Consider the following 13,083-nt stretch of genomic DNA (forward strand, 5'->3'; position numbering starts at 1 on the left):
ATTTGTGTCACACGATGAAAACGAGGGTGGTCTCACTCGTTCAGCAAAAAAGGAGTCACCATGGCTGTGGTCGCAACGTGTTTGGGGTATCCGCGTATCGGCGCCACGCGTAAGCTGAAGAAAGCGCTCGAATCGTTTTGGTCGGGCAAGAGCACGGCGGTCGATCTTCAGTACACCGCCGCCGAACTGCGGAGTAGAAATTGGTGTGCCATGAAACAGGCCGGCATCGACCATATCCCGGTGGGGGATTTTTCGCTCTATGATCACATGCTGGACATGGCCGTGGCCGTCGGCGCCGTGCCGGAACGATATCAAGGCATACAAGATCCTCTTATCAGATATTTCGCCATGGCTCGTGGTCTACAGGACCTCGAGGCAGGTATCGATGTGCCTGCATTGGAGATGACGAAGTGGTTCGATACGAACTACCACTATATCGTTCCTGAGATTGATCCCAACAAGCCGTTCGTGCTCAATGCATCGAAACTTTTATCCGAAATCGATGAAGCAAGACGGATCCTCGGTATCGATCCTCGACCAGTCATCACCGGCCCCGTCACGTTTCTGCTCCTCTCGAAAATGGCAGGCGACGCGAAGGGCACTGCCACGCTCGATCTGCTCGACAAGCTCCTTCCCGTCTATGAGCAGCTTGTAATCGAACTGGCGAAGCGGCGCGTGGGGTGGATTCAACTCGACGAGCCCTGTCTCACGCTCGATCTCGATGACCGCGCGAAAGCGGCGTATCGGCTTGCCCTGGCACGTCTGACGAACCTGGAGAATCGGCCTCGCCTCATGCTGACGACCTACTTCGGTCGACTTGCGGACAACCTCCCGATTGCCGTGGGATCCCGTTGTGATGCCTTGCATGTCGATCTGGTGCGCGCCTCCGAACAACTCGACGCGGTGCTCAAGGCGGTTCGATCGCCAATGCGATTGTCTCTCGGGGTTGTCGACGGTCGGAACGTCTGGCGCACGGACCTCGATGCGGCCCATGCGATCGTGCGGCGGGCCGTGCTGGCCTTAGGACGAGAGTATGTCCTCGTTGCGCCCTCATGCTCGCTCCTCCACGTGCCGGTCGACCTGGCCGGCGAACAGAAGATCGACACAGAGCTCAAGAGTTGGTTGGCCTTCGCGGCACAAAAGCTCCATGAGCTTCGTGTGTTGGCCGACACGGCGGAGATGGATACGCCGGCTGACGGGCGCTTCATGGATGCGCGGGCCGCACGATCAACCAGACAGGCGTCCTCGAGAGTTCGCAACTCTGCCGTGCGAGATTGCGTACAAGCGGTGACCGACACGATGTTCCGCCGGACCTCACCATTCCAGGAACGCATCAAGAAGCAGCGTACTCGGTTCAACCTGCCGGCTTTTCCGACGACGACCATCGGTTCCTTCCCTCAGACCGGCGATGTTCGTGGTGCACGCGCCGCCTGGCGAGCGGGGCATATGACGGCGCAGGGCTATAAGGAATTTCTGCAAGCCGAGACACGCCGCTGTATCCAGAAGCAAGAAGCGCTTGGGCTCGATGTCTTGGTACACGGTGAATTCGAGCGCACTGACATGGTGGAGTATTTCGGCGAACAGCTCGACGGCTTCGCCTTCACCGAGAAGGGCTGGGTCCAGAGCTATGGATCGCGTTGTGTGAAGCCGCCTATCATTTTCGGCGATGTTTCGCGGCGGCACCCGATGACCGTGGAGTGGTCGACCTACGCCCAACAGCTCACACGGCGTCCGATGAAGGGCATGCTCACGGGGCCGGTCACCATCCTCCAGTGGTCGTTCGTCCGTGACGATCAGCCGCGCAAGGATACCTGTCTCCAGATCGCCCTTGCGCTTCGCGGAGAGGTTGCCGACTTGGAACGGGCGGGCATCGGAATGATCCAGGTGGACGAACCGGCGATTCGCGAAGGGCTTCCGCTCCGGCGTCGGGATTGGAAGGCCTATCTGCGCTGGGCGGTCGACGCCTTCAAACTCGCCACGAGCGGAGTCCTGGACGAGACGCAGATCCATACCCACATGTGTTATTCGGAGTTCGGGGACATCCTGGAGGCCATCGCCGAAATGGATGCCGACGTCATGTCCATCGAAACGTCTCGTTCGAAGATGGAGCTGCTGGCCGATTTTGCTCGCTTCCGTTATCCGAACGAAATCGGCCCCGGCGTGTACGACATTCACTCACCGCGTGTGCCGATGGGCGAAGAAATGGCGGAGCTCCTTCTTCGTGCCGGAATGGTCTTGCCGGCCGCGCGTCTCTGGGTGAACCCCGATTGCGGACTCAAAACGCGCGGCTGGCCGGAAGTCGAGGCGGCGCTCGCCAACATGGTTGACGCGGCTCGGCTGGCTCGCAAACGGTTCGTCGGCGCAACGTCATGATCGGATCGGCGTTTGATCCGTCCCGTTGCCCGCTCTGTATGCAACCGAACGGTGCGGCATGGCCGACGGTACCGGAGACTGCTGGTGCTTTGAGTCACCCACGCCGTCGGACTGTCTCGACCGGATACCGCCTGAGACGACGGATCTGGCGTGCCTGTGCCGAGAGTGCCTGTCGGACTTGCGCCAACCAGTGAGGCCCCTGAAGAAGATTCGCGAATGTATTCGAGCAGGGAGGTAGCAGCGCTGCCATTGGTGCACCGCAAACGAGCCGCTTATGGGTTCTACCGGTTCCTGTTGATGGTCTATGACACCTACATCAATCACTGTTCTGGACTGAGCGGATGCGAGGCCAAGCTCGACTTGAACGGCCTGCACATTCGCCCTCGGGGATTCGGAGCAGATCCCCTACGAGACCGATCGGTTCGACCGGTATGTCTCGGCCGGCAGCCTCAAATATTGGCCAGACCTTGCGCAGGGTATTCGGAATGGGCTATTTGATAGCTGTTCCCGAAACCCTGTTGCCATGAGAAACGAGAACGATGTCGAGTTCCGGTCGGTGAACGTCATCTAGCCAATGAACAAGGGAATGATCGAAACCGACGTAGCGATTGTCGGCGCGGGCGGCGGCGGTGCCGTCTTAGCCCTGGCATTGGCCAAACAAAACATTCGTACACTGGTAGTAGATCAGGCAGGCAGTCCGTCTAAAAGTTTGCGGGGTGAGATTATCCAACCGAACGGGCAAGCAGTCCTTGACCGCTTGGGCGTCTTATCCTCATTGCCGGCCGATGCCACGCTGTCCGTGCGGCATTTTCATTTTTGCCGGGCCGGGGGCAGGCGTCTTTGCACCTTCGATTATGGCGACTTGCCGGCACCGTACAACCGTGCCATCGTGACCCTCGCCAACGTGGCCCACCATGCAATCATCGCGGCGATACAGCAACAGAAGAGCGTGACACTTCACTACGGAACCTCCTTCACAGGACTCATCCTCGAGGACGATCGGGTTGTTGGATTATCGACAAAAGGACAAGATGGCCCACTCACGATCCGTGCAAAGATTGTCGTCGGTGCTGACGGAGCATTTTCGAAAGTGCGTGAAGCCCTCAAGATTCCCGTCGATCTGCATCTCTATCGTGATGGATATCTGATTGCGGCACTGGAGTCGGACGAGCAAATAGCGGAATCGTTCTTCTACGTTGGACACAAGACCATCTTGGGACTGTTTCCGGTGACGGGAAAGAAGGTTTACATTCTCTACATGATTCCCAGAGATTCGCTGGAAGCCGTGAAGCGGCAGGGAATCCCTGCGCTCCAGCAGACATGGAGCTGGATCGCACCGCCGTTTACCCGGCTCTTTCGGAATCTGCATGATTGGAGTCAGGTCGCATATCTGCCGACGGGTCGGGTGCGCACGCCGAGATGGGTGGCAAATGGAGCTGTCCTGATCGGTGACGCTGCCCATGCGATGAATCCCCACGCATCGCAGGGGCGCATGCAGGCGATGGTCGATGCCATCGCGCTATCCGATCTCATACCAAGTTGTCTCGCCGACAAGGACTATTCGGCTGCCAGATTGAGTGCATTTGAACGTGCCAGGCGACCGCAAGTGAACATGCTCCAACACTTGGCCGATCAACAAGTGTTCTATTGGGATACGGGGAATCCGGTGGTGGCCTTCATCCGTGATCGTGTGTTTCAGACACTAGATCGAAACGCACGGCTACGTCATCAGGTCCTATCGACGACGGCGGGGTTACGAACCGTGTCGCCATTTAGCGGGATCGATCGGATAATTGCGGCGGGGTTATTTCCCGATATCCGGTCGCATGAACGATCTCAATAGTCGATCTCGTCGTGAGAGCTTAGTCTGGAATAACGTCCCATGACACCGGAAGAAGCGCGTGCCCACTACAATTTTCTCTCCGAGCCTGGGAACGGAAGCAAGGGAGCCGTGATCCTCGTCGATGGACCGGATCTCTGTCCCAAACTTCGGAATCCCCCACCTATGCCGACCAAAACCTCAGCCGTGGTATTGAGGGCAATTCGGGGCGGGATGCGCTCCTTTCACTCGAAGAAATCCTTCGTTCGCGCCGACCGGTTCCATCCCCTTCTCAGACGCCTGAGCCAAGAGCTTCGGCCGGTTAATTTCTCTTCGGTATACATCCAAATCACGTATGAACCCATACTCTTGCTTCTGCAACACCTTGCATTCGGGTTTAAGCCGATGCTAACATTTATTCGTGTTAGAGAAGTTGGATAGTACGTCAACCATCTGGTTTTTCAGATAATTACAGTCCTTCTCAGATACTTTTCGTTCACTCGCGCCTTAAGGAGGCGCCTCAATGTATAAGACTATCTATATTCCGGTCGATAACTCTGACCATTCCAATACTGCGGTGGATGTTGGTGTCGAGCTGGCCAAAACTTTCGGCTCGAAAATTGTGGGGAGCCATGTCTATGCCGCAAAAATGCATGACAAACGCTTCAAACAGATGGAAGCCGGATTGCCGGAGGAATACCACGATGAAAAGGAGCTCGACCGGCAACGACAGATCCATGATTCGCTGATCACCCGTGGTCTCCAAATCATCACCGACTCCTATCTCGACTACGTCGACAAGAAATGTAACGAAGCCAATCTTCCAATCGAGCGGCGATCGCTCGAAGGGAGAAACTGGAAGGTTCTGGCCGAGGATATTAACACCAACGGCTATGAGCTCGTCATCATGGGAGCATTGGGGGTCGGAGCGGTTAAAGACAGCGTGATCGGCAGCAACACCGAGCGCGTGGTCCGCCGAGTCCGAAACTCCGATATGCTGATTATTAAGAACATCCAGCCGTTGAAGAGCGGCAAGATTGTCGTCGCCGTTGACGGCAGCCCCTACTCATTCGGCGGACTGATGACCGGCCTGGCCCTCGGCAAGGCGTTTGACATGCCGGTGGAGGCGATTTCGGCGTTCGATCCCTATTTCCACTACGCGGCATTCCACAGCATTTCCGGGGTCCTCAACGAAGAAGCTGGCAAGGTGTTTCGTTTCAAGGAACAGGAAAAGCTGCACGAGGAAATCATCGACAGCGGCTTGGCGAAGATCTATCAGTCCCATCTGGACATTTCCCGGGAAATCGCACAAGCCGAGCAAACGGATGTGAAAACAACGTTGCTGGACGGCAAGGCCTTCGAAAAAATCATTCAATATGTCCGCAAAGACGTCCCGGCATTATTGATCGTCGGACGCATCGGCGTTCACAGCGACGACGACATGGATGTCGGCAGCAATACGGAAAATCTGCTCCGGAGCGCCCCCTGTAATGTGCTGGTTTCGAATCGCAAATATGTTCCTCCGATCGATACCCAGGCTGAGTACACGATCGCTTGGACGGAAGAGGCTTTGCGACGGATGGAAAAGATTCCGGTCTTTGCACGAGGCGTGGCGAAGACCGCCATTCATCGGTACGCCATTGAAAAAGGCCATACGATCATCAGTAACACCGTTGTGGATGCAGCGGTAGGTCACATCCTCCCCAAAGGCGCCATGGACGCCATGCGTGCACTGGGTGGAAGTCTGGATGCTGCCGGTATAGACCGCGACAAGATGCAGGCCGACCAGGCCGTAACGAAAGATCTTATGGGCGAGACCTTGAGTGGAATCATGACGCAGATCGTCGAGGAGAAGCCGAAATCGGTCGATGCTTCGACACAGGCCTATCTGGACCGCATGAGTCAAAGTTATTTCGTCTGTGACGGGTGTGGCTATATCGGGAAGGGGGATACTCCTGTCAAATGTCCGGTCTGCAGTTCAGATGGGACGAGATTCAAACAGGTCGACAAGAAAGTCTTTGAGGTGGCGGCAAAAGCTGAAGGTGAACTGGAAACGGACGTTGCGTACGACGATGTGCCGATACAGTGGACCAAGGATGCGAAAGAGGCGATCCGTGCCGTGCCGGCCGGATTCCAGCGGAGGCGGGCAAAGGCTAGAATTGAAAAGAGCGCGCGTAAGCTGGGAATGACGACCATCACGCTTGAATATGCGGCGCCGATGATCAAGGAAGCCGCGTCTGAAGACTATACTCCCATTTTTTCCAACAAGGGCACCGGCACATCGCCGGCAGCGGAAACCGGGCTTGCCGCTACGAATGGGAATGGCTCGAATGGTCATGTCGAACCGGCCTCACCGTACACCTGGACTAGCGACGCGCAGGCCAGATTGGATCGGGCTCCCGAAGGCTTCATGCGCGATTGCACAAGAGCGCTCATTCTCAAGCATGCCGAGAAAATGGGAGCGACCGTGATCACGCTCGAAGTCGCGAATGAAGGCATCGAACAGGCGAAGGGGTACATGGCGGAAGCTATGAAGACCGGGAATCTCAAAGACATGATCGCCGACCTCACCGGCAAGTCTTCGACGTAAGTTTTGAGTTGTGAATCTTGAGTTGTGAGTTGCAGCCGCTCTCCTAGAACCGGAATTAAGCGTTAAAACCTCACCATTCAAAACTCTCATGGGTAAATCTCTTCCTATCTTCAACGGCCCTTCCGGGATCCTGGGCTCCTTGCAGCAGCAAATGACCCAGTTCTTCCCCTCCACTCCCAAAGTGGACCGGCCCTTCGACGGTCGGACGGTTGACGACTTCAAGCCCTACCTCGTTGCGCTGAACCTGACCAAACGCTGCAACCTCAAATGCGATCACTGTTATCTTGATGCGACCACCAAAGCAGCCGGTGGGGACGATGAGCTGAGTACCGAAGAATGCAACCGAGTGATTAAGCAGATCGCCGAAGTGAATAAGGGCTGCCTCCTCGTCATCACAGGGGGCGAACCGCTCGTGCGACCTGACATTCTCGACATTGCTCGCTACGCGGTCGAACTCGGCTTTATGGTCGTCTTCGGAACAAACGGGATGCTGATCGATGATCGACTGGCCAAGACTCTTGTGGAGATCGGTGTGATGGGCGTGGGTATCAGTATTGATTCATTGGAGGCCGCCAAGCACGACGCTTTTCGCGGAGTACCGGGGGCCTGGGAAGCGGCGGTCGCCGGCATTGAAGCCAGCAAGCGCAATGGCCTGCAATTTCAGGTGCATTTCAGTGCCCAGCCGATGAACTACAAAGAACTGCCTGAGGTCGTCGCCTGGGCACACCAACTGGGAGCCCGTGTATTGAATGTCTTCTTTATGGTTTGCACTGGACGGGGAGAAGAATTGACGGACATCACCCCCGCTCAATATGAAGAGGTGCTTGGGTACCTCGTTGAATGCCAGGATAATTACAAAGGCATGCTGGTCAGAGCCCGCTGCGCTCCGCACTTCAAACGGTTGGCTTATGAAAGGGATCCCAACTCACCGATCACGAAGGCGACCGGATACATGGGGGGCGGATGTTTGGCCGGCACGAACTATGCCCGGGTGACACCTAACGGCGAACTGACTCCTTGTCCCTATATGCCGCTGTCCGCAGGAAATTTGCGTTCCCACAGTTTCGTCGATCTCTGGGAACGCTCGGACGTCTTCAATTCATTCCGGTATCCTCAGCTCAAAGGGAAATGCGGCGACTGCGAGTACAGCGACATCTGCGGCGGCTGCCGCGCCCGTCCCTATGTAGACCACGGTGACTGGCTGGACGAAGATCAATGGTGCCTCTACGAGCCTAAAGGCGGCGAGAAGATCAAAGTGGCGTTCAATGTCTCTGAAGAAACCGACGTCACATGGGACGAAGCGTCCGCACTGAGATTGAGCCGAATTCCCTACTTCCTCCGCGCCATGGTTAAAAAAGGTGTGGAAAAGCACGCCCGTGAGAACAATGTTCCCCTCATTACCGTCGAATTGATGGAGGAGCTGCGCAAGAAGCGATTCGGCAACGACGCGCCTGTCTTTAAATTTGAACGTTAACCGTTGATCGTTATTCGTTAATCGCATGAACTCAGCCGTTCGTCAGTCTCCTTAGCTTTTCACGGTTTACGTCTAACGATTCACGCTTAACGAGGCCTCGGACATGGACGCTCTTCAAAGTATCACCACCGATCTTAACATCCTGATCCCGATCGTTAACCACTGGTTTCATTTGCTCTCGGCGATCATTTGGATCGGCGGCCTGGCGTTTCTCGTCATGGCGGTGACACCCGGGCTGCAAAAAGCCGTTCCAAGGGATCAGATCAAGCCCATCACGGACATCTTCTATCAGTACTACAAAAAGGTGGCCGGCCTTCTCTTGGTCGTCCTGCTGTTCACCGGTGGGGTAAACCTTCACTACGTCAATCAGGTCATGGTTTCACAATCAGGCAACGGGGTGCAGCATCACTCCAAGTACCTCATGATCTTCATGATTAAACTCCTTCTCGTGCTGGGTCTCCTCACACTGTTCCTCTACACCGTCATATTCAAGTCAGATGACGAAGCCGACGAGGGGGAACCCTATGAGGCCATTCCCTTCCAACGGGCCGCCCTCTGGATGGGTTTCTTCATCGTCCTCTGCGCGGCAGCCATGAAGCATCTGCATCAATAATCCCGCGTCGCGTTTCGGGCCATACATCATAACGAGCCGTCATCTGAAACGAAACAGGCGCTTGACCAAACCGGGAGAACGAGGAAAGTTATGTGGGATACTTCACCGCGTCAGTGGCTCGGCTTCGTCTTAAGCGGTGAGTTGAATTAGGACCGGCGATAAAACTAGGAGCGACTGGCCATCACTTCGATCGGTTCAAACCTAGCGCCCGCTTGAAGACCGTGGCGAATCCAAAATAGCCGAAGGAATCTTTGAGGTTCGAATAGAGCCGCTTGACTGTGCCCATCTCCGCATTGGTGACATACTCCATCGTCAAAGCAATCCGCTCTTCACTTTCTCCGAGCGGCGTGACCGCGTGCCAGAGCTTGTCCCCGTTGAAAATCACCATATCGCCGGGTTCCGTGATCAGCTCGAGATGGCGCGGCTGCTTGGTCGGGTGGTCTTTGAAGAGCTCACACACCAACTTGCACTGGGTTGATCGATCAACCAACCCCATCAAGATCGTGTACCGAGCGCCCTTATAGTAGGACGTATCGTAGTGGAACCCAATGTGGTCGCCCGGTTCAGTATAGTAGTAGAGGGCGCAGGAATGGGGATCGTTGTCTGGGCAGTACATCAACTTTGCGTCAACGAGACGGTTCAAGAATCGCCTGAAGGATTCGGAGCGGTAGAGGTCGAGAAAGCGGGGAGCTTTCTCCTGCACCGTATAATAGCTGACACTCCCGCCCTTCTTATGGCCGGGAATGTAATTGCGATTGAGATCCGATTTGACAGCCTGCGCTTGAGGAACGAACACTTCTTCTACGAAGGCGCGAGGCAAGAATTGCTTGATCACCAAGAACTCGTTCTGTTCCCAATACTCCCGGTAGAGAAGATCGAATTCCAAGGAGGCGACAGCCTGATCGACTGTGTCCGTCACACTACTCGTCAATTGTTGCACGACAAGACTCTCCGTTGTGTTCAAATGTCATCAGCCATCAGTCTAAGGAAAACCCGCTCGCTTCCCAGCGGATTCATGATCTGTGACCAGGTTCATGGCCCGTTCAACACCGGAGCCCTGACGACTTCCGCATCCGACGGGGTCTTAAAGTCGAACACCTCATTACCTAATCCCTGGTTTGGTCTCAAGTTCGAAAATTCAAAGACGGCGACGTTGCCGCTGATCTCATGGAGTGACACCGTGCGGATATAATAGGTCTTGGGGAAGACCTCGACGATGATCTTCTGAAGATTCTGGGTGGATTCCTGATCCTTGGCTTTGGGAATCAGCGTGATAAGGGGCATCCCACCAGCTCCCCTGCTTTTTCCAATGGTGGGTTCAACGTCAAACGACTCATCCAGTCTGGCCGCTCCCTGCAACAGTTCCAACGGCGCCTTCGAGGCAGCCATCTGAGTCAATTTCCCGACCAGAACCTGCTTATGTTCTGGGACATATACCTTCACATCTTCCTGGTTCACATAGATTTGTTCAGTCGCCGGATCCACATAGTCCCACCGTAAACGGCCCGGCTTTTTGATATATACCTTGCCGGCTGACGTCACGGGCCGCTCAAACCCCTCAATCTTCGTCTTCTGAGAAAAGTCGGCCTGCAGATCTTTGGTCTTCTCGTATCGAGCTTGCAGTTGTTTGACGACTTCGCGAACTTCCTGCAACGCCTTTTCATCAATCGGCCCCTCTGCCGCCCAGGCCGACAAGACGAGCACGACACTCAATGAAGCTGTAAGCCACCAACGCATCATGCCTCCGCTGCTTCCGCCGCTCCCACCGGACCGCGCCGACCAAGCACCTCCCGACGCCCATCGCGACCCGCTGCCCCCACGATGCCATCTGTCTCCATTTGTTCAATCATACGGGCCGCGCGTGGGTAGCCGACCCTCAGTCGACGCTGAATTAACGAGGCCGAAGCCTGTCCGGTCGACAGGACCAGATCTTTGGCCTGTTCATACACCTCGTCCTTGGCCTCCTCCTCTGCCGCTTCTTCTGACTTGAGGGATTGCAGTTCCTGATTGTAGATCGGGAGCGCTTGCTTCTTCACAAACTCAACAACTGAACGGACATCGTCGTCCGCCACAAAAGACCCATGCAGACGAGCGAGGCGGCCTGTGCCGGAGGCCAGGTATAGCATATCGCCCCGACCGAGGAGAGCCTCCGCTCCATTGGCATCAAGAATGGTGCGCGAGTCGGTCTTCGAAGAGACTTGAAACGCGATCCGCGCAGGGAAATTTGCTTTGATCAGGCCGGTCAGCACATCGACGGATGGGCGTTGGGTTGCCAGCACCAGATGAATGCCGGAAGCCCGCGCCATCTGTGCGAGCCGGGCGATCTTATCTTCCACATCTTTCGGAGCCACCATCATCAGATCTGCCAGCTCGTCGATCATGACAACGATGAAAGGCAGCGGCTCCGGCGGCGTCGGTTTTGGTTGCATGCAACCACGCTCACCTTCGGGAATCGAGGTTTCACCGGCAGAGAGGCGCTCTTCTTCTGAGAGAAACTGCATTGGGAGTTCAGTCTGCTCAACGCCCGCTAGGCTATTGCCAGCAAGCGCTTCATGCAGACCGAGGACCTTACGATTGTACGCATCGACATTCCTCACACCAGCCTCTGCCAGCAGCTTGTACCGTCGTTCCATTTCAGCGACGACCCAACCCAGCCCTCTCGCGGCAGATTTGGGCTCGGTAATCACCGGGCGCAACAGATGGGGAATTCCCTCATACGATTGAAACTCGAGCATCTTCGGATCAATAAGCAGGAGTTTCACTTCACTGGGCTTGGCGGAAAAGAGAATGCTGAGCAACATCGTGTTCAAACTGACGCTCTTCCCGGCGCCGGTGGCGCCGGCTACCAAGAGATGCGGCATCGTCTTCAGATCGGCCGTCATCGGGGCACCGAAGATGTCCTTGCCCAACGCCAGTGTCAGTCTCGACCTTGCACGACGAAAGGCATCGCTCATGACGACTTCCTTCAGCGACACCGTCTCGCGAGACCGGTTCGGCACCTCGATCCCAACCACTGATTTCCCCGGCAGCGGCGCAACGATGCGTAGACTCGTCGCCTTGAGAGCCAACGCAAGGTCATCAGCCAGATTCACAATGCGGGCCACCTTCGTGCCGGGCGCCGGCTCAAATTCGTACATCGTGACGACGGGACCGGGCCTTACTTCCGTCACGGTACCCTCGATACCGAAACTCATCAACGCTCGTGATAAGACCTCGGACTGGGCTCGTAATTCTTCATCCGACATCCGATCCAGTGGTCCGGAAGGATCGCTTAACAGAATCTCAGGGTCAGGCAGTTGATAATCCACGGGCTCAGCCGGTGGAACAACCGGTTCCGGTTCAGTCGCTTGCGTTTCCATTGTCGCAGTGATGACAGGGAATGGCTGGATGACCGGACCAGATGAGGACGGAGTTGGGCTCGGTTCTGCTGCTTCGATCCTTTCAACAGCCGATTCTTCTTCCTGGATGACGGCGGTCGGCCGCGAAGACCTCACCCGTGGCCGTCGATTGACGGAGTTCTTCTGGACATCGATTGATCGCTCGGGCATCACTGCGGACAAGCCCTCGCGGAGAACGACCCAACCTTCCGGCATCCGACGCACGGCTTCGGCCAGCGACAGAGGCGTTGTCAGAAGAAGAGACACAAGAAATCCCGTGATAATCAGGATATGAGCGCCGGTTCCGGCAAAGACGGCACGGAGCCCCTCGGCGATCGTCTGGCCGACGACACCACCAGCCATCCCACGGGAAATCATCCCGCTGGTCAGGGTCGGAACCCCCGTTGTTTCAAGATGCAGAAAAGCAGCCAAGAAGAATACGGATGCTAAGGAACTGGCGGCCGTCCGTAGCCTGAGACTCACCGGCGCCTGAGAAAAACAGCGAAATCCCAATCGCCCCAGCAGCACGGGAAAGAGATAGGCCGCTCCACCGAGCCCATAAAAAAAAGCTCCGGCCAAGAGAGCTCCGAATGAACCGATGAGGTTTCGAGGCGGGTCGGCGTTCGAGGCACCGGCCGCCACAATCTTCGCCTCCCCAGGCACAAATGACAAAAGGCTCAAGAGCATAAGCAAGCTCAACGCGATCAAGATCACGCCGATCACTTCGCGCTGCATATGAGAAGAGGGGGATGGGGCGCGGCGGGCTTCTCTCCGCTTAGCCCTCGTGGTGGCACCCATGCGAGGGATGCTAGCACAGGGGCAGAGTCATTTCAAACA

The 13,083-nt window shown here is 56.1% G+C and carries 8 protein-coding genes; 5 read left to right on the forward strand and 3 right to left on the reverse strand.

Features of this window, described 5'->3' with window-relative positions:
- The first annotated feature begins 60 nt into the window (after nt 1-60).
- From metE to P0119_02380, 5 genes are all read left to right on the forward strand, one after another.
- A complete protein-coding gene (gene metE / locus P0119_02360; protein MDF0664899.1) occupies nt 61-2,373 on the forward strand; it encodes a 5-methyltetrahydropteroyltriglutamate--homocysteine S-methyltransferase in 2,313 nt (770 codons plus the stop codon).
- Between the two features lie 586 nt (nt 2,374-2,959).
- Nucleotides 2,960-4,216: an NAD(P)/FAD-dependent oxidoreductase gene (locus P0119_02365; GenBank protein ID MDF0664900.1), complete on the forward strand. Its 1,257-nt coding sequence runs from the start codon at nt 2,960-2,962 to the stop codon at nt 4,214-4,216.
- Nucleotides 4,217-4,715: 499 nt separating this feature from the next.
- On the forward strand, nt 4,716-6,782 hold the full coding sequence (locus P0119_02370) for a universal stress protein (GenBank protein MDF0664901.1): 2,067 nt from the start codon (nt 4,716-4,718) through the stop codon (nt 6,780-6,782).
- A gap of 88 nt (nt 6,783-6,870) precedes the next feature.
- Nucleotides 6,871-8,256: a radical SAM protein gene (locus P0119_02375; GenBank protein ID MDF0664902.1), complete on the forward strand. Its 1,386-nt coding sequence runs from the start codon at nt 6,871-6,873 to the stop codon at nt 8,254-8,256.
- A gap of 103 nt (nt 8,257-8,359) precedes the next feature.
- Nucleotides 8,360-8,869 carry a DUF4149 domain-containing protein gene (locus tag P0119_02380; protein MDF0664903.1) on the forward strand — a complete coding sequence of 170 codons (510 nt, stop codon included), beginning with the start codon at nt 8,360-8,362 and terminating at the stop codon, nt 8,867-8,869.
- Between the two features lie 181 nt (nt 8,870-9,050).
- On the opposite strand, the gene P0119_02385 is transcribed toward P0119_02380, so the two are convergent.
- From P0119_02385 to P0119_02395, 3 genes are all read right to left on the reverse strand, one after another.
- Nucleotides 9,051-9,809, reverse strand: coding sequence for a 2OG-Fe(II) oxygenase (locus P0119_02385; protein ID MDF0664904.1), 759 nt, complete (start codon nt 9,807-9,809; stop codon nt 9,051-9,053).
- A gap of 92 nt (nt 9,810-9,901) precedes the next feature.
- Nucleotides 9,902-10,609 (reverse strand): outer membrane lipoprotein carrier protein LolA, encoded by a 708-nt coding sequence (locus P0119_02390; GenBank protein MDF0664905.1) that lies wholly within the window; start codon nt 10,607-10,609, stop codon nt 9,902-9,904.
- Complete coding sequence (locus tag P0119_02395) at nt 10,606-13,044, reverse strand: DNA translocase FtsK (GenBank protein ID MDF0664906.1); 2,439 nt, start codon at nt 13,042-13,044, stop codon at nt 10,606-10,608. Before P0119_02395 ends, P0119_02390 begins: the two co-directional genes overlap by 4 nt.
- Nucleotides 13,045-13,083 lie beyond the last annotated feature (39 nt).

It is taken from the genome of Nitrospira sp. (genome assembly GCA_029194665.1).
In the GTDB taxonomy this organism is placed as follows: domain Bacteria; phylum Nitrospirota; class Nitrospiria; order Nitrospirales; family Nitrospiraceae; genus Nitrospira_D.